The 17168-nt window shown below is 60.0% G+C and carries 15 protein-coding genes; 7 read left to right on the forward strand and 8 right to left on the reverse strand.

The window, feature by feature from the left end; translation table 11 throughout:
- Positions 1-1125: an agmatine deiminase gene (aguA, locus tag AAEZ05_RS04320; protein ID WP_350646690.1), complete on the reverse strand. Its 1125-nt coding sequence runs from the start codon at positions 1123-1125 to the stop codon at positions 1-3.
- Positions 1126-1225: 100 nt separating this feature from the next.
- Entirely contained in the window at positions 1226-2110 is an 885-nt protein-coding gene (locus AAEZ05_RS04325) for a LysR substrate-binding domain-containing protein (protein ID WP_350646691.1), read from the reverse strand.
- A gap of 304 nt (positions 2111-2414) precedes the next feature.
- Between AAEZ05_RS04325 and AAEZ05_RS04330 the strand changes: the two genes are divergently transcribed.
- Positions 2415-2819 carry a PaaI family thioesterase gene (locus tag AAEZ05_RS04330; RefSeq protein WP_045061622.1) on the forward strand — a complete coding sequence of 135 codons (405 nt, stop codon included), beginning with the start codon at positions 2415-2417 and terminating at the stop codon, positions 2817-2819.
- A gap of 45 nt (positions 2820-2864) precedes the next feature.
- Positions 2865-3353 carry a GFA family protein gene (locus AAEZ05_RS04335; protein ID WP_045061623.1) on the forward strand — a complete coding sequence of 163 codons (489 nt, stop codon included), beginning with the start codon at positions 2865-2867 and terminating at the stop codon, positions 3351-3353.
- Positions 3354-3463: 110 nt separating this feature from the next.
- On the opposite strand, the gene AAEZ05_RS04340 is transcribed toward AAEZ05_RS04335, so the two are convergent.
- Entirely contained in the window at positions 3464-4072 is a 609-nt protein-coding gene (locus AAEZ05_RS04340; protein ID WP_350646692.1) for a MiaE family protein, read from the reverse strand.
- Between the two features lie 161 nt (positions 4073-4233).
- Between AAEZ05_RS04340 and uspL the strand changes: the two genes are divergently transcribed.
- A complete protein-coding gene (uspL, locus tag AAEZ05_RS04345; protein ID WP_045061625.1) occupies positions 4234-5097 on the forward strand; it encodes a universal stress protein UspL in 864 nt (287 codons plus the stop codon).
- A 102-nt stretch (positions 5098-5199) separates the two neighbouring features.
- Here the strand turns inward: uspL and AAEZ05_RS04350 are convergent, their stop codons facing one another.
- On the reverse strand, positions 5200-5670 hold the full coding sequence (locus tag AAEZ05_RS04350) for a DUF1289 domain-containing protein (protein ID WP_010459705.1): 471 nt from the start codon (positions 5668-5670) through the stop codon (positions 5200-5202).
- Positions 5671-6237: 567 nt separating this feature from the next.
- Between AAEZ05_RS04350 and acnB the strand changes: the two genes are divergently transcribed.
- On the forward strand, positions 6238-8847 hold the full coding sequence (gene acnB, locus AAEZ05_RS04355; RefSeq protein ID WP_205892754.1) for a bifunctional aconitate hydratase 2/2-methylisocitrate dehydratase: 2610 nt from the start codon (positions 6238-6240) through the stop codon (positions 8845-8847).
- Between the two features lie 153 nt (positions 8848-9000).
- Here the strand turns inward: acnB and AAEZ05_RS04360 are convergent, their stop codons facing one another.
- The gene (locus AAEZ05_RS04360) at positions 9001-10281 is read right to left on the reverse strand and encodes a serine/threonine transporter (protein WP_045061627.1); all 1281 of its coding nucleotides are present in this window, start codon (positions 10279-10281) and stop codon (positions 9001-9003) included.
- A gap of 494 nt (positions 10282-10775) precedes the next feature.
- Here AAEZ05_RS04360 and AAEZ05_RS04365 point away from each other — a divergent pair, with 494 nt between their 5' ends.
- The 3 genes from AAEZ05_RS04365 (at position 10776) to AAEZ05_RS04375 (ending at position 13764) form a co-directional block, all read left to right on the forward strand.
- Positions 10776-11741, forward strand: coding sequence for a 2-hydroxyacid dehydrogenase (locus AAEZ05_RS04365; RefSeq protein ID WP_045061628.1), 966 nt, complete (start codon positions 10776-10778; stop codon positions 11739-11741).
- Between the two features lie 143 nt (positions 11742-11884).
- Entirely contained in the window at positions 11885-12952 is a 1068-nt protein-coding gene (locus AAEZ05_RS04370; RefSeq protein ID WP_045061629.1) for a phosphotransferase family protein, read from the forward strand.
- Positions 12953-12996: 44 nt separating this feature from the next.
- Positions 12997-13764, forward strand: a complete 768-nt coding sequence (locus tag AAEZ05_RS04375; RefSeq protein ID WP_045061630.1) for an SDR family oxidoreductase — start codon at positions 12997-12999, stop codon at positions 13762-13764.
- Between the two features lie 424 nt (positions 13765-14188).
- On the opposite strand, the gene AAEZ05_RS04380 is transcribed toward AAEZ05_RS04375, so the two are convergent.
- The 3 genes from AAEZ05_RS04380 to AAEZ05_RS04390 form a co-directional block, all read right to left on the reverse strand.
- Positions 14189-14437: a DUF1652 domain-containing protein gene (locus tag AAEZ05_RS04380; RefSeq protein WP_045061631.1), complete on the reverse strand. Its 249-nt coding sequence runs from the start codon at positions 14435-14437 to the stop codon at positions 14189-14191.
- A 195-nt stretch (positions 14438-14632) separates the two neighbouring features.
- On the reverse strand, positions 14633-16129 hold the full coding sequence (locus AAEZ05_RS04385) for a helix-turn-helix transcriptional regulator (protein WP_350646693.1): 1497 nt from the start codon (positions 16127-16129) through the stop codon (positions 14633-14635).
- 142 nt (positions 16130-16271) lie between these two features.
- Positions 16272-17165 (reverse strand): LysR substrate-binding domain-containing protein, encoded by an 894-nt coding sequence (locus AAEZ05_RS04390; protein ID WP_045061633.1) that lies wholly within the window; start codon positions 17163-17165, stop codon positions 16272-16274.
- Positions 17166-17168: the final 3 nt, after the last annotated feature.

Raw genomic sequence — 17168 nt, forward strand, 5'->3', positions numbered from 1 at the left:
TTAAACCCCCTTCTTGTGGTCAGGAGTGCCGGCGTATTGCGGCATGGTGATGCAGGCGACGTTGCCACCACCGAGGAGGATTTCCCGGGAGTTTTCGATGCCGACGATTTTGTGCCGAGGGAACAGTTCGGCCAGGGTTGCCAGCGCGGTCTGATCCTGCCGATCACCGAACAACGGCACCACAATCGAGGTATTGCCGGCGTAGTAGTTGATGTACGACGCGCAGATTTTCGTCCCCGCCTGGCGGGTGTGGGTGCTGTCCTGCTGATCGAGGCCCTCGGCTTCTTCGCCGGTCCATTCCAGCACATCCGGTTGCGGCAACTTGTGCACGGTCAACTCACGACCACGGCTGTCCCGGGTGCTGCGCAGGATGTCGTAGGCCTCCTGGTAGATTTCCCACTGCGGGTCATCGCGATTATCGGTCCATTGCAGTACCACTTCGCCGGGGCGGACGAAGCAAGCGAGGTCATCGACATGGCCATCGGTTTCGTCGAACTTGCAGCCCCGTGGCAACCAGATAATTTGCTCGGCGCCGAGGTAATCGGTCAGCCGTCGGGTGACTTCCTCCTTGCCCAAATGCTGGTTGCGATTGCGGTTGAGCAGGCACTGCTCGGTGGTCAGGATGCTGCCCTGGCCGTCGCTCTGGATGCCACCGAGCTCGGCAATCAGCGGCGCGCGGTAACGGTCGAAACGTTCGATTTCGAGGATCTTGCTCGCGATCTGGTCGTCCTTGTCCCACGGGTAATACAAGCCGCCGTCGAGACCGCCGTAGGCGTTGAACTCGAAATCCACGCCACGCACGTCGCCGCTGGCATCGTTGACCACAAAGCACGGGCCGCTGTCGCGAAACCAGGTGTCGTTGCAGGTCATTTCTACGACCCGCACTTGCGGCGGCAATTGACGGCGAGCGGTGGCGAATTGTGCGGCGGAGGCACATACAGTCACCGGTTCGCTCTGGGAAATGGCGGTAACAATCTGCACCCAGACTTTCTGTGCAGGTTTGGCGCCGTTGCGCCAAACGTCGGTGCGCTCAGGCCAGCCGAGCCAGCAGCCGGACTTGGTTTCGAATTCACCGGGCAGGCGGAAGCCGTCTTGTTTGGGGGTGGAATCGAGCAAACGTGCCATGGGCATACCTCATCAGCGGGGATTGGAATGACCACAGGCTAAGGTCGCCAGCGCCCTCTTCACCAACGATGATTATTTCGGGATGCTTGAATTTAACTCATCAATCGACCAACTGATCGTTGAACCAACCCAGCATTTGAGCCACGGCCGGACGCTCCAGGCGGACCCGTTCACAGACCAGGGCGTATTGGCCGAGCGCGGTGATGTTGGCCGCGAACGGTCGCACCAGCCGTCCACTGAGCAGGTCTTCCTGTGCCGTGAGGTTATCGCCCATGGCCACGCCCTGCCCCTGCGCAGCCGCCTCCAGCGCCAACCCGGCGTGAGCGAAATACAGTTGTCGCTCCGGGCGCTGGTCGCCGGCATGGCTGGTGAGCCAGGCGGTCCAGGTCTTGCCGTCCTGATCGTCGTGCAGCAGGCAGTGACGGGCCAGGTCTTTCGGGGTTTTCAGCGTACCCTGGTTGAATAGGCTGGGGCTGCACACCGGGAAGAACTGCAACGCCGGCAAGGGCCGCACGAAGTAGGCGCTGCTGTCCACCGGGCCGGTGCCGTAGGTGATCGCCAGGTCGATGTCTTCCCCCGGCGCGGTGGCGTCGATCGGTTGTTCGTAGAGGTGCAAGGTGATGTGCGGATAGCGCGCGTAGAAATCCGTGAGGCGGCTCATCAACCATTTCTGCGCCAGTTCGGCGGTAACCGCCAGGCGCAACACAGCAAGGGATGACGGATCCCGCAGTTCATCGCAGGCCTCGCCGATCAGTTCGAAAGCCTGCTGCAAACTCTGCATCAGGCGCCCGGCGGCCATGGTCGGGCGAATCTGCCGACCTTCGCGGATAAACAGCGACACGCCCAACTGTTCTTCGAGTTGACGGATTTGATGGCTGACGGCGCTGTCGGTGACGCACAACTCCGCCGCCGCCCGGCCGAAATGAGCGTGACGAGCGGCGCATTCGAAAGTTCTGAGTGCTGCCAGGGAGGGTAGTCGTCGCATTGATCAAGGCTCTGTCTCGAGGCGGTCATGCTGACCCGGTAACTGGCACACGTCCACCCCCGTAGGAGCTGCCGAAGGCTGCGATCTTTTGATCTTGATCTTAAGCGGCCGCGCCAAAAAAGATCAAAAGATCGCAGCCTTCGGCAGCTCCTGCAGGCGTTCTACACCTACACCACCTATATGCAGCAGTACCTTTGTCAGCAGTCCATTCAGCGCAACTCCACCCGCCCATCACCCTCCTTTATCCACCATGACTTCCCCCCGAACCCGGCGCATGTTGATCCCTCAACCGGAGGGATTCGCTATGCTCAACGCACTCAAACAGACCAACTCAACCTCAGCCTTCAACCGTTGGGCCGGCTTCGAAGTCACCTACGCCCAAAGCGGTGAAGCCGAACTTACCCTGGTTTTTCGCGAAACCGACATGGCGCAGTACGCCGGCTTCCTGCATGCCGGCCTGATCGCCGCGTTGCTCGACACCGCCTGCGGTTTTGCCGCCGGGACGGTCGCCGGCAACGTGCTGGCGTCGCATTTTTCAGTCAACTGCCTGGCACCCGCTGTCGGTGAAGTGTTCATCGCCAAGGGGCGGGTGGTGAAGGCCGGGAAGAAGCAGGTGTTCGCCCGCGCCGAGTTGTTCGCGCAAACCGGTGACGAGTTAAAACTGGTGGCGACCGGCGACGCGATTCTGGTGCCGGTCGACAGTCGCTAAGGGTCTAGGCTGTCTTGAATCGATTCGAGAACAGCCGGAGGTCCCATGCAGCTCGAAGGTTCATGCCATTGCGGCGCGGTGTCGTTCAGCCTCACCAGCGGTCATCCCTACCCTTACCAGCGTTGCTACTGCTCGATCTGCCGCAAGACCCAGGGCGGCGGCGGTTATGCGATCAACCTCAGTGGCGACGCCGGCAGCCTGAAGGTGCGCGGGCGCAAGCACATCGCGATCTACCATGCGCGGCTCAAGGACGTGGGTGATAAACGCGCCCATAACAGCACCGCCGAGCGGCATTTCTGTTCTGTTTGCGGGACTGGGTTGTGGCTGTTCAGCCCGCAATGGCCGGAGTTGATTCATCCGTTTGCCTCGGCCATCGACACCGCGCTGCCGGTGCCACCGGAGCACACGCATTTGATGCTGGGTTCGAAAGCGTCGTGGGTGGAGGTTGAGGTGAAACCCAAGGACCAGCAGTTCGACGTCTACCCCGAGGAGTCCATTGCCGATTGGCATATACGCCTCGGTCTGGAAAAGTAATCACAGTCTCTGTGGTGAAGCGGTTCTACTGCCTTGCGGATGACGTTTTTTGCAGGAGCATGGCTTGCCCGCGATGGCGATTTCGCGGGAAAGCCTCGTTCATACGGGGGTTATGCGGCGGTTGGGATGCCGCTGTGGAAACGGAACTCCACGTCCGGTGATTCGATCAGCTCCTGCTCGGCCACACGCACCCGGTCGATCACCTGGGCAACATCCTTCGCATCCCCATACTGGTAAGCCAGTTTCAAATAACCCTGGAAATGCCGGGCCTCGCTTTTGAGCAGGCCGAAATAGAACTTGCCCAATTCTTCGTCCAGATGTGGCACCAGGGCTTCGAAACGCTCACAACTGCGGGCTTCGATGAATGCGCCGACCACCAGGGTATCCACCAGTTTTACCGGCTCATGGCTACGCACCACCTTGCGCAGGCCCGAGGCGTAACGCCCGGCCGACAGTTGGCGCAGCTCGATCTTGCGCTTCTTCATCAAACGCATGACCTGTTCGTGGTGCACCAGCTCTTCCCGAGCCAGGCGCGACATCAGGTTGATCAGATCGACGTGTGAGTGATACTTGGCGATCAGGCTCAACGCCGTGCTGGCCGCCTTGAATTCGCAGTTCTTGTGGTCGATCAGCAGGGTTTCCTGATCCGCCAGCGCGGCTTGAACCCAGCCGTCGGGGGTGCGGCAGCCGAGGAACTCGTGAATTTCGGGAAGGATCATGGGGCTCACGCAAAGAAGGTACAAAACGAAGGGCGCCGATTATACCGGCCTGCCGCCAGACCACCAGTCGCTTACCGTTGATATGCATCAAGTCCCGGATGCGTGGCCAGCAACTATAGTTGTCCCACGCAGCATTTTTCCATCTCCCGGAGATCCCGATCATGCAAGCCATCCGCAGCATCCTGGTGGTCATCGAGCCCGAACACTCGGAAAGCCTCGCGCTCAAACGCGCAAAACTGATTGCCGGCGTGACCCAGGCGCATCTGCATCTGCTGGTGTGCGACCGCAAGCACGACCATGGCGGCATGCTCGGCGTGCTCAAGGCGGCGCTGTTGGCGGATGGCTACAGCGTCACCACCGAGCAGGCGTGGAACGAAAGCCTGCATGAAACCATCATCGATGTGCAGCAGGCTGAAGGTTGCGGCCTGGTGATCAAGCAGCACTTCCCCGACAGCCCGTTGAAAAAAGCCCTGCTGACGCCGGCGGACTGGAAACTGTTGCGGCACTGCCCGTGCCCGGTGCTGCTGGTGAAAACTGCCCATCCGTGGAAGGACGGGGTGGTTCTGGCGGCCATCGATGTCGGCAACACCGACCTGGAGCACCGGCACCTGCACAACATCATCATCGATCATGGCTACGACATCGCCAGCCTGGCCAAGGCCCGCCTGCACGTGATCAGCGCCCATCCGTCGCCCATGCTGTCGTCGGCGGACCCCACCTTTCAACTCAGCGAAACCATCGAGGCGCGATATCGCGAACAATGCCGGGCGTTCCAGGCCGAGTTCGACATCGACGATCAGCACTTGCACATCGAGGAAGGGCCGGCTGACGTGCTGATTCCGTTCATGGCGCACAAGCTGCGTGCAGTGGTGACGGTGATTGGCACCGTAGCGCGGTCCGGGTTGTCGGGGGCGTTGATCGGCAATACCGCAGAGGTGGTGCTGGATGCGGTGGAGAGTGATGTGCTGGTGCTCAAGCCGCAGGAGATCGAGGATCATCTGGAAGAGGTGGTGGCGCGGCATTAAAGCAAAAGCAAGATCAAAAGATCGCAGCCTTCGGCAGCTCCTACAGGATGAACGCAAGCCTATGTAGGAGCTGCCGAAGGCTGCGATCTTTCGACTTTAAAGTCAGCCGCCGAAGGCGTCTTTCAGGAAGCCCGGTGCGATATAGCGCTGGTAGTGCGCCTCCGACAGCAAAAAGAACTCCCGATCAATCGCATCGCGCAGCTCCGGCAGGTTCCAGTCGCGAAATTCCGGCATCAGCACCATGCCGTAGGCCTCGAGGTTGTTGATCACCCGCGCCCCCCGGGCAATCAGCTGATAGGCCCAGCAATATTCCGACTGATGCGGCACGAAGCGAATCTTTCGCTGTTCCAGCTGCAGCCGCAGGCGCTGGGGGTCGAAAATCTCCAGCTTGCTGGCCATGACCTGGGACAACAGCTGCTCCAGACGCAGCCACACCGCGCGCTTCTCCTCCTCGTTGTAACCATTCCAGTTGATCACTTCGTGATGGAAACGCTTGCAGCCACGGCACACCAGGTCACCGTAAACAGTGGAGCAGAGGCCGACGCAGGGGGTCTTGATGGTCTGATTGGGCATAGTTAAGGAGAACACGGGAAAGCAGGACAGGTCGGCATGTTAGCCCTTTGTCTAACATTGATCACCCCTCAATCTTGAGGGGCGGAGGGTCTATTGGACTTTGGCACCGGCCGCGTTGCGCGCCTACGTGCGCGAAGCTGCGTTGCGGGATTTGCCAAGGGAACAACCATTAGCGGCATCCCGCGCCTTGCCTCGCACACGTAGGCGCACAACGCGACTCGCCACCAAAGTCCAATAGACCCTCACTTACCTTTAATTTTTTTTTGCCGTAGAATCAGCCAGCCTTTTAAGGCGCCAATGTCCGTTAGAAGCTGTTTTCAAAGCGTCACGAGCACAGTCGTTCCTTCAGAGCGGTGTTGGCGAAGGGTTTTTCCAGCGGGGAAAAGCCCAACGCCAACCCTCATCAGCTCCCCGTTCTGCAGGCGTAAAACTTTGAAAGCAGCTTCTGTAAGGAATTGTCGGTAATTCTGGCTAAGCGGCCCACAACGCCGCGCAGCGCATGAGTACGGCAATTTCGGGATGAGCGTCCCGGACACCCATTTGGGACCACTGATGAGGGTAATAACTGTGCTTGAAGCCTACCGCAAACATATCGAAGAGCGTGCAGCACTGGGTATCGTTCCCCAGCCGCTTAACGCCGAACAAACTGCAGGCCTGGTCGAGCTGCTGAAGAATCCCCCGGCTGGCGAAGAAGCTTTCCTCGTTGACCTGATCACCAATCGCATTCCGCCAGGCGTGGACGAAGCCGCCTATGTAAAGGCCGGTTTCCTGTCTGCCCTCGCCAAAGGCGAAGCAACTTCCCCTCTGATCGACAAGAAGCGCGCTGTTGAACTGCTCGGCACCATGCAGGGCGGCTACAACATCGTGACCCTGGTTGACCTGCTCGACAGCGCCGAACTGGCCCCTGTTGCAGCCGCTCAGCTCAAGCACACCCTGCTGATGTTCGATGCGTTCCACGATGTCGCGGAAAAAGCCCGCAACGGCAACGAACACGCCAAAGGCGTGATCCAGTCCTGGGCTGACGGCGAGTGGTTCAGCAACCGTCCGACCCTGGCCGACAAGATCAGCCTGCGCGTGTTCAAGGTCACCGGCGAGACCAACACCGACGACCTGTCCCCTGCCCCAGACGCCTGGTCCCGCCCGGACATCCCGCTGCACGCCCTGGCCATGCTGAAAATGGCTCGCGAAGGCATCGTGCCGGACGAGCAAGGCAAGACCGGCCCGATGAAGCAAATCGAAGAAATGCGCGGCCAGGGTTTCCCTATCGCCTACGTCGGTGACGTGGTCGGTACCGGTTCGTCGCGTAAATCCGCCACCAACTCGGTGCTGTGGTTCTTCGGCGACGACGTGCCATACGTCCCGAACAAGCGTGCTGGCGGTTTCTGCTTCGGCAGCAAGATCGCTCCGATCTTCTACAACACCATGGAAGATGCCGGCGCCCTGCCGATCGAATTCGACGTCACCAACATGAACATGGGCGACGTGATCGACCTGTATCCGCATGCTGGCAAAGTCTGCAAACACGGCACTGACGAAGTCCTGACCACCTTCGAAATGAAGACTCCGGTGCTGTTGGACGAAGTTCGCGCCGGCGGCCGTATTCCGCTGATCATCGGTCGCGGCCTGACCGACAAGGCCCGTGCCGAACTGGGCCTGGGTCCAACCGACCTGTTCAAGCTGCCAGAAGCACCTGTCGATACCGGCAAAGGCTTCACCCTGGCACAGAAAATGGTCGGCAAGGCCTGCGGCCTGCCAGAAGGCAAAGGCGTTCGTCCTGGTACCTACTGCGAACCGAAGATGACCACCGTCGGCTCCCAGGACACCACCGGTCCAATGACCCGTGACGAACTCAAAGACCTGGCGTGCCTGGGCTTCTCGACCGATCTGGTGATGCAGTCCTTCTGCCACACCGCGGCCTACCCAAAGCCGATCGACGTGACCACCCACCACACCCTGCCAGACTTCATCATGACCCGCGGCGGCGTTTCCCTGCGTCCAGGCGACGGCATCATTCACAGCTGGCTGAACCGCATGCTGCTGCCGGACACCGTCGGTACCGGTGGTGACTCGCACACACGTTTCCCAATGGGCATTTCGTTCCCGGCCGGTTCCGGCCTGGTAGCGTTCGCCGCAGCCACTGGCGTCATGCCACTGGACATGCCGGAATCGATCCTGGTGCGTTTCAAAGGCAAAATGCAACCGGGCGTCACCCTGCGTGACCTGGTTCACGCCATTCCTTACTTCGCGATCCAGGCTGGCCTGCTGACCGTTGAAAAGAAAGGCAAGAAGAACGCCTTCTCCGGCCGCATCCTGGAAATCGAAGGCCTGGACGACCTGAGCATCGAGCAGGCTTTCGAGCTGTCCGACGCCTCGGCCGAACGTTCGGCTGCCGGTTGCACCATCAAGCTGTCGAAAGAGTCGATCACCGAGTACCTGAACTCCAACATCACCCTGCTGCGCTGGATGATCGGCGAAGGCTACGGCGATGCGCGTACCCTGGAGCGTCGTGCCCAAGCGATGGAAGCCTGGGTTGCCAACCCTGAGCTGATGGTTGCCGATGCTGACGCCGAATACGCTGAAATCATCGAAATCGACCTGGCCGACATCAAGGAGCCTGTGCTCTGCGCGCCGAACGATCCGGACGACGCCCGTCTGCTGTCCAGCGTTGCTGGCGAGAAGATCGACGAAGTGTTCATCGGTTCGTGCATGACCAACATCGGCCACTTCCGCGCTGCGGGCAAGTTGCTGGAGCAGGTCAAGGGTCAGCTGCCAACCCGTCTGTGGCTGTCGCCGCCGACCAAGATGGACGCTCACCAACTGACCGAGGAAGGCTACTACGGTATCTACGGCAAGGCTGGCGCGCGCATGGAAATGCCGGGCTGCTCGCTGTGCATGGGTAACCAGGCCCGTGTAGAGCCGAATTCGACCGTCGTGTCGACTTCGACCCGTAACTTCCCGAACCGTCTGGGTGACGGCGCGAACGTCTACCTGGCTTCGGCTGAGCTGGCGTCGGTGGCTTCCATCCTGGGTCGCCTGCCGACCGTCGAGGAGTACATGGAATACGCTGGCAAGATCGACAGCATGGCGGCTGATGTCTACCGCTACCTGTCCTTCGACCAGATCGCCGAGTTCCGTGAAGCCGCAGCGAACGCCAACATCCCGGTCGTTCAAGCCTAACGTTACAGCGCAATAAAAAACGCCGCCCATCGTGAGATGAGCGGCGTTTTTTTATGCCCTGAGATCAAAAAATCGCAGCCTGCGGCAGCTCCTACAGGGGAATGCATTTACCCGTAGGAGCTGCCGAAGGCTGCGATCCTTTGATCTTGCTTGTCAGGCACTCAGCGAATAGATCAGCGCCGATATCGCCACCAGCCCCACCGCCGTCACGAACACGTTCGAAGCCTGCCCGCGATAACGCGCCATGGCCGGTACCTTGCGAATCGCGTACATCGGCATCAGGAACAGAATCGCCGCAATGATCGGTCCGCCCAGGGTTTCGATCATCCCCAGGATACTCGGGTTCAGCGTCGCCACGATCCAGCAGACCACCAGCATGAAGGCCGCCGTCATGCGGTCCAGGGTCTTGGCTGCCGGACGCTTGCCGCTCTTGACGATCAGCCCCTTGAGCCCTTCACTGGCGCCGATGTAGTGCCCCAGGAACGACTTGGAAATCGCCACGAAGGCAATCAGTGGCGCCGCAAAGGCAATGGTCGGATTGCTGAAATGGTTGGCCAGGTACGACAGGATCGACAGGTTCTGCGCCTTGGCTTCCGCCAGCTGCGCCGGCGACAGTGTCAGCACACAGCTGAAGACGAAGAACAGCACCATCACCACCATCAAAGCGTGGGCGCGGGACAGGATCTGCGAGCTGCGCTCTTCGGCATGTTCACCGTAGCGACGCTTCTGATCCACCGCGAAGGCCGAGATGATCGGCGAGTGGTTGAATGAGAACACCATCACCGGAATCGCCAGCCACAGCGTATGCAGTAACGCCGAAGGTGCCGGCACTGTGGTCGCGGTAGCGAGGATGCCACCATTCCAGTGGGGAATCAGGAACACCGCCAGGAACAACAGCGCGACGATAAACGGATAGACCATCAGGCTCATGGCCTTGACGATCACCTGTTCGCCGCAACGCACCACCGCCAGCAGGCCCAGAATCAGCACCAGCGACAGTACCGCGCGCGGTGGCGGCATGATGTGCAGTTGATGCTCGAGGAAACTGCCCACGGTGTTGGTCAGCGCCACGCTGTAGATCAGCAGGATCGGGAAGATCGCGAAGAAGTACAGCAAGGTGATCAGCGCGCCGGCCTTGATCCCGAAATGTTCTTCAACCACTTCGGTGATGTCGGCGCCTTCGCGCCCGGACAGCACGAACCGGGTCAGGCCGCGGTGCGCGTAGAACGTCATGGGGAACGCCAACAGCGCAAGAATCATCAGCGGCCAAAAGCCGCCCAGACCCGCATTGATCGGCAGGAACAGCGTGCCGGCGCCGATGGCCGTGCCAAACAGCCCCAACATCCAGGTGGTGTCATGGCGATTCCAGCCTTCGAGGCTGGTGGGTTTCGTCGCTACATAGCGTTCGTCGACGCTATTGGCCTGATCATTCATCCGGTCGGATCTCCGCATTCCGGTCACTTGCCACTCGGTCAGGACGCGTCGGAAAAAACCGACAGACATGTCCGGCCGAAACAGGGGCGCGATTCTCCGCGATAACTGAGCAGAAGCAAAGACTTAGCTGAGGAATGGTCGTGCGTGGCAGATCGTCGACTTGTCGTTATCAGCACAAAAGCTGTCGTTATCAGCTGGCTTATCTGTCGCTTTCAGATATGTCGCTGCGTAGCGATGCGCTGGAGTTAATTCGGCTCATCCCCAATCTATGATTTCAAGCCGATTGCACAGGCCGAACACACCAGAGCGCGCGCCGCCCAGTATCCTGGTGGCACACTGGATAGCCGGCGTGCCACCGACCTTGCTTCTTGCGTGAACCCGTCCAGAATCAAAGCACTACTGCGCAAATGACAACGATTGCCAGACTGTCAGGGAATCAGCATTTTTGACCCATTTGCGCTGTCCACCTAGTCGCCGATCACAGGAGTCGCGCAATGCCCGCAACCGTTCTGGTACTGGTCGAAACCATCAATGACTACCTGCCGATTCTCGAACACCAGGGCTTTCACCTGATTCTGGCACCGACCCCCAACGAACGGGCTGCTGCCATCGCCCGTCATGGTGACCGGATCGATGCGGTGCTGACCCGCGGGCCGCTTGGCTTGTACGCCGAAGAGATCAGCGCCCTGCCGGCCCTCAAGATCATCTGCGTGATCGGCGCCGGTTACGAACACGTCGACCTGCACGCTGCCGCTGACCGGGGCATCACCGTCACCAACGGTGCCGGGGTGAATGCGTCGTCGGTGGCCGACCATGCCATGGCAATGCTGCTGTCGCTGGTGCGCGACATTCCCCGCTGCGACGCCGCCGTGCGCCGGGGTGAGTGGCCGAAGATCATGCGCCCGTCGCTGGCGGGCAAACGCCTGGGTATCCTCGGCCTGGGTGCAGTCGGCATGGCCATCGCCAAGCGCGCGTCCAATGGCTTCGACATGACGATCTGCTACCACAACCGGCAGAACCGCAAGGATGTCCCCTACGATTTTTGCTCGACTCCGACCGAGCTGGCCCGGGCCTCGGACTTTCTGATCGTCGCAACGCCCGGTGGGGTGGGTACCCGGCACCTGATCAACCGCCAGGTGCTAGATGCCTTGGGGCCCAGCGGTTTTATCGTCAACATCGCCAGGGCCAGTGTGGTCGTGACTGCCGACCTCATCAGCGCGCTTGAGCAACGCAGGATCGCTGGCGCGGCGCTGGACGTATTCGACGCCGAGCCCCGGGTCCCCGATGCACTCAAGTCCCTGGCCAACGTGATCCTCACCCCGCACGTTGCCGGGCTGTCTCCGGAAGCGACCCAGGGTACCGTGGAGATGGTCGGGCGCAACCTGGTGGCATTCTTTTCCGGTGAACCGGTACTGACGCCCGTCAACCTGCCCAGCGATCTGAGCAGTGCGGTGCTCTGAGATAATTCAAACAGGTGTATCAAAAACAATGATTGGCCGGCAACACGCTCACCTATAAGGGATGTTCGTGGTTGTGGGTGCCAGGAGTGCGCATTAGATTAGCCAATAGTTTCAGGCCTCCAGAATAAGCAGAAGGGATAAGCATGGCGCTTACTGACCAATCCACACCTATTCGCAGCGGCGAAGAACTCGATGCCAGCCTGATCGATCCTTACCTCAAGGCCCACATTCCCGGATTGAGTGGCCTGCCCACCATCAGCCAGTTCCCCGGTGGCGCCTCCAACCTCACTTATCTGCTGGAATACCCTGGGCAGGAGTTCGTCCTGCGGCGCCCGCCGTTCGGTCACAAGGCCAAGTCCGCCCACGACATGGGGCGCGAGTTTCGCATCCTCAATCAACTGCGCGACGGTTTTCCCTATTGCCCCAAGGCCTACGTGCACTGCACCGACGAATCGGTGATAGGCGCCGAGTTCTATGTGATGGAGCGGGTCAAGGGCATTATCCTGCGCTCCGAGCTGCCTGCAGAGCTGGGGCTGGATTCAGCCAGGACCGAGGCCCTGTGCAAGAGCTTCATCGACAAGTTTGTCGAGCTGCACAGGGTCGACTACCAGGCCTGTGGCCTGGGCGACCTGGGCAAACCCGAAGGCTATGTGGCGCGGCAGATTCGCGGCTGGAGCGATCGCTATGAGAAGGCCCTGACCCCGGATGCACCGAAATGGGAAGCGGTGAAGGCCTGGCTCAACGACAAGATGCCCGCCGATCACCCTACCTCAAGCATCGTGCACAACGATTACCGCTTCGACAATGTGATTCTCGACCCCGGCAATCCGATGCAGATCATCGGCGTGCTCGATTGGGAGCTCACCACCCTCGGCGACCCACTGATGGACCTGGGCAACACCCTGGCCTATTGGATAGAAGCCGGCGACCCGCCGCCGGTGCAACTGATGCGCCGCCAGCCGAGCCATGCTCCAGGCATGCTCACTCGCCGTGAATTCGTCGACTACTATGCCGAGCGTGCCGGCCTGCAGATCGACAACTTCGATTTCTACTACACCTACGGCCTGTTCCGCCTGGCCGGGATCGTGCAGCAGATCTACTACCGCTTCTTCCATGGCCAGACCCAGGACAAACGCTTTGCGCAGTTCATTCACATGAACAAACTGCTGGAGCAGATGAGCCTGCAGGTCATTGCCAAATCCAGCCTCTGAATCCGCCCTGGCCCAATAACAAGACTCTTCATTAAGGGAATTCCATGTCCAAGACCCAGTTGTTCGACCTCGACGGCAAAATCGCCTTCGTCTCCGGCGCCAGCCGTGGCATTGGTGAAGCCATTGCCAAACTCCTGGCCCAACAAGGCGCCCATGTCATTGTTTCGAGTCGCAAACTCGAAGGCTGCCAGCACGTTGCCGACGCCATCATCGCTGCGGGTGGCAAAGCCACGGCGATCGCCTGTCACATTGGCGAAATGGAACAGATCAGCCAGGTCTTCGCCGGCATCAAGGAACAGTTCGGCCGTCTCGATATCCTGGTCAACAACGCCGCGACCAACCCGCAGTTCTGCAACGTGCTGGACACCGACCTCGGGGCGTTCCAGAAAACCGTGGACGTGAACATCCGCGGCTACTTCTTCATGTCCGTGGAAGCCGGCAAGCTGATGCGCGAGAACGGCGGTGGCAGCATCATCAACGTGGCATCGATCAACGGTATTTCCCCGGGAGTGTTCCAGGGCATCTACTCGGTGACCAAAGCTGCCGTGATCAACATGACCAAGGTGTTTGCCAAGGAATGCGCGCAGTTCGGCATCCGTTGCAACGCCCTGCTGCCTGGGCTGACGGACACCAAGTTTGCTTCGGCGCTGGTGAAAAACGATGCAATCCTCAAGACTGCACTGCAGCAGATCCCGCTCAAGCGAGTAGCAGACCCCAGTGAAATGGCCGGGGCGGTGCTTTATCTGGCGAGTGACGCGTCCAGCTACACCACGGGTGTGTCGCTGAATGTGGATGGCGGGTTCCTCTCCTGATCTGAGTTGACGCACACCCCTTAGGGGGTATGCGTTAAACCAATATCGATTGAAAAACCTATTGGGTGACGCACCGGGTCAGCTCGGTCACTCGCGTAACTTGCCCGCTCTCCCCACGCACGTCGCCCTGGACATCAGTGCTTTCGATCATTTCGCAGGTACGTTCCAGAGGTGGTGGTGCCGGTGGGGGTGGCGGCGGAGGCGGACTGGCGCAGCCGCCGAGGATCAGTGCGCAAAGGGCAAGCGACAGCGGCGAAAAAACGCGTTTCCCAAGACTTTTCATAGGCTGACCTGCGGTAAGTTATCGACACTTTCGGCAACCTGACGACAACATCGCGAAGCCGCGCGCTGGCTACAGAAAATAATACCTTCGCATTTCTTATAGCCTAGCCTGCCGCCAACGCCAGTAAATGGCCACTCTGGACTATAAAGGGCCTAATTGGCGCAAGTTGTTACTCTCGAGTTCGTAACGCAATTCTTCGACCAGCGCGGCGACCGCATCAGGTGTTCGCAGATTGACGACGCTCAACCCGCTGACCACCAGGTCGACCTGACCTGAAGTCGGATGATAGAGCTTCACCGTGAGCGAGCTGTCGCCCGTCAGGCTGCAGTCACAGGCCAGCGGAGGGAAGCTCTGCTCCAGTTGGGTACGCAATTGCACGAGAGAAATCATAGGGATTCACCTTGGCACTGGCGCAAAATGGATCGATATGTCGATGTTTTCGCTATCAATGTTGCTGTTCCTTGAGATGTACCGTTGGGGCACCACAGGTCTTTCCAGCACCTGTATCGCACCCTCTCAGATTACGAACAGGAAGAGTCGCCAGACACATCCAATTGCACCCCATCACCTAGTGCATTTGCACCCCTAGCGCTGCCCCTTGGTGCGCCATTCCCCCGAGAACAATCCACGCTCCCGTGCCCACACGATGGCCTCGCTGCGGCTGTGGACATCGAGTTTGGAATAGATGGTCGACACATGGTTACGCACCGTGTTGGGTGCCAGCTTCAATCGCGCCGCAATCTCCTTGTCGGCCAGGCCCTCACAGATCAACCCCAGCACATCGCGTTCGCGCGCCGTCAGCTCGGCTAATGACACGCTGGGCAGTTTCGGTGAATTGACGCTCTTCACGTTGGCGAGCTTTTCAATCAGCGTCCGGCTGAACCAGGAAGCGTCCTTCATCACTTCCTCGATCGCCGCCACCAGTTCCAGCTCGGTGCGCTTGCGTTCGGTGATGTCCATCATCACCAGCAGGTAAGACGGATGGTCCTGGATATTCACAGTGTCGGCCGAGATGGCGCAGTCGAGCAATTCAGCCGTTTTCTTGCGCAGGCCGACGTCGATGCGGTCCAGCCTTGCAGTTTTTTCCAGGGCGGCGAACAGACGAGTCTGGGCCCCCTTGTCATGAAAGAAACCGATCTCGGCAACCGTTTTGCCCAGCACTTCTTCACTCGGATAGGCAAAGGTATCGAGGAACGCTTCGTTGACATCCATCACCACCTGATCGGCAGCCCCGCACACCAGGATCGGCACCGGCGACAGGCGAAACGCCTTGGCAAATCGCTCCTCGCTCTGGCGCAACGCAACCTCGGCCTTGTGTCGGGGCTCAATGTCGACGAAGGAAAACAGCATGCAGTCTTCCTCGTTGAACGCCAATGGCTGGCCAGCCACTATCACCTGCTTGCTGCCGCCCTCGGGCAATGTCAGCTCGGCCTGCATTTGCGGAATGGTGGCGTGCTCGCGCAGGCGCTCGATGGCCAGCTCCCTGCGCTCGGCCCCTTCGAGAATGTCCAGCTCGTAGGTCGATGCACCGATCACCTGATCCCGGGTATAGCCGGTCATTTCCAGGAAACCGGCATTGACCTTGATATAGCGCAGATCGCTCAGGCGACAGATCACCGCCGGCGCGGGGTTGGCGTTGAAGGTCCTTTCGAAGCGCTGTTCGGCGCTGGCCCATTCGGTGACATCGTCCATGATCAGCACCAGCGACTCGGGATCGCCGCGACTGTTGGTCAGAACCCGGCTGCGCACGCTGTGCACCCAGGTACGCTCCTCATCATCGGTGCGGGTCACCTCGACCAGCACGTCACTGAAGGTCTCGCCACGGCCCACGCGGCTGATCGGATAATTGTCGAACACTACCGGGTGGTTGTTGCGATAACGCAGGGCGAAGCGCTTGGCGTATTCCTGGGCATTGGCACCCAGGTCACCCAGTTGCTCGACGCCATGCATGGACAGTGCAGCTTCGTTCGCCCAGATGATGGTCTGGTCTAGCTCCAGCAAAATCACCCCGTCGGACAGGCCAGCGATGATCTGCTGGAGATGGCGGCGATTGGTTTCGGTGCTCAGGACGTCCTGGCTCATTGGATCTCCACTGATATATCCGCACCAACCCGTGGTGCTCTGTGAAGATGTCGACCGCAACCATTTGCGTAAGTGCGAATAAGTCTTGTACACGGCCCTGTAGCCGATGCCGAATTTTGTGGGTGCAAGGCTGTGGGAGCGTCTACCGGGGCGCACCTTCGACGACCAACTCGCGCAACGTATCCAGGAACAGCTTGAGCACCGGCGATTCATCATCGGCGCGGTAGGTGGCGTACAGCGGCACCTCCGGCAATGCCGGGCTCAACCGACGGAACACCAGCCCGGCGGGCGCCAGCTGTTCGATCGAGGCTGGCAGCAAGGCCACACCGAATCCTGCGCGGACCAGGCTGAGCAAAGTCTGTACCTCGATCACCTGTTGGCGGATCTGCGGGGTGAATCCAGCCTTGATGCAACACTGGAAGAGAAAATCGGCAAACCTCGATTGCTTGAGTTCCAGTGCCACGAAAGGTTCTGCCGCGAGGTCGGCGGGCGCCAGCACTTCGCGTTGCGCCAATGGATGGTCCACCGGCATGACCACCCGGATCGGTTCATAAATCAGCAGTTCGTTACGCAGGCCCGGATCGTCGTAGCCGACCCGAAACACGCAGGCGTCAATACGCTTTTCCTTCAAGGCCTTGACCTGAGCCGCCGGAGTCATCTCGTGCAACCGCCAGTTGACCTGCGGATAGCGCTCGCGAAACAGGTGCAGGGCCCGCGGCAGCACGCCGACCATCACCGAGCTGATCATGCCAATCTCCAGCTCGCCCAACTGGCCGCGACCGGTCTGGCGGGTCAGGTCCAGCGCGCGGTTCAGTTGTTCGAACACCAGGGGCGCCTGCTCCTTGAGCATCTGCCCCGCCGCCGTCAGTTCGACCCGATGGTGGCTGCGCTCGAACAGCGGCGTACCAAGCTCTTCCTCAAGCAGGCGGATCTGCTGGCTCAGTGGTGGCTGACAGATGTGCAACCGCGACGCGGCCCGACCGAAATGCAGCTCTTCGGCCAAGGCCATGAAGTACCGCAACAAGCGCAGGTCCATGGC

Source organism: Pseudomonas sp. HY13-MNA-CIBAN-0226 (assembly GCF_040310305.1).
Classification (GTDB): domain Bacteria; phylum Pseudomonadota; class Gammaproteobacteria; order Pseudomonadales; family Pseudomonadaceae; genus Aquipseudomonas; species Aquipseudomonas gregormendelii.

Bases quoted from the DNA above. Each gene is read 5' to 3' on its own strand.
- AAEZ05_RS04350 (WP_010459705.1), bottom strand. From the start codon at position 5,670: ATGCCCAATCAGACCATCAAGACCCCCTGCGTCGGCCTCTGCTCCACT.
- AAEZ05_RS04370 (WP_045061629.1), top strand. From the start codon at position 11,885: ATGGCGCTTACTGACCAATCCACACCTATTCGCAGCGGCGAAGAACTC.
- AAEZ05_RS04365 (WP_045061628.1), top strand. From the start codon at position 10,776: ATGCCCGCAACCGTTCTGGTACTGGTCGAAACCATCAATGACTACCTG.
- aguA (WP_350646690.1), bottom strand. From the start codon at position 1,125: ATGGCACGTTTGCTCGATTCCACCCCCAAACAAGACGGCTTCCGCCTG.
- AAEZ05_RS04390 (WP_045061633.1), bottom strand. From the start codon at position 17,165: ATGGACCTGCGCTTGTTGCGGTACTTCATGGCCTTGGCCGAAGAGCTG.
- AAEZ05_RS04330 (WP_045061622.1), top strand. From the start codon at position 2,415: ATGCTCAACGCACTCAAACAGACCAACTCAACCTCAGCCTTCAACCGT.
- AAEZ05_RS04325 (WP_350646691.1), bottom strand. From the start codon at position 2,110: ATGCGACGACTACCCTCCCTGGCAGCACTCAGAACTTTCGAATGCGCC.
- AAEZ05_RS04385 (WP_350646693.1), bottom strand. From the start codon at position 16,129: ATGAGCCAGGACGTCCTGAGCACCGAAACCAATCGCCGCCATCTCCAG.
- AAEZ05_RS04380 (WP_045061631.1), bottom strand. From the start codon at position 14,437: ATGATTTCTCTCGTGCAATTGCGTACCCAACTGGAGCAGAGCTTCCCT.
- AAEZ05_RS04375 (WP_045061630.1), top strand. From the start codon at position 12,997: ATGTCCAAGACCCAGTTGTTCGACCTCGACGGCAAAATCGCCTTCGTC.
- uspL (WP_045061625.1), top strand. From the start codon at position 4,234: ATGCAAGCCATCCGCAGCATCCTGGTGGTCATCGAGCCCGAACACTCG.
- AAEZ05_RS04335 (WP_045061623.1), top strand. From the start codon at position 2,865: ATGCAGCTCGAAGGTTCATGCCATTGCGGCGCGGTGTCGTTCAGCCTC.
- AAEZ05_RS04360 (WP_045061627.1), bottom strand. From the start codon at position 10,281: ATGAATGATCAGGCCAATAGCGTCGACGAACGCTATGTAGCGACGAAA.
- AAEZ05_RS04340 (WP_350646692.1), bottom strand. From the start codon at position 4,072: ATGATCCTTCCCGAAATTCACGAGTTCCTCGGCTGCCGCACCCCCGAC.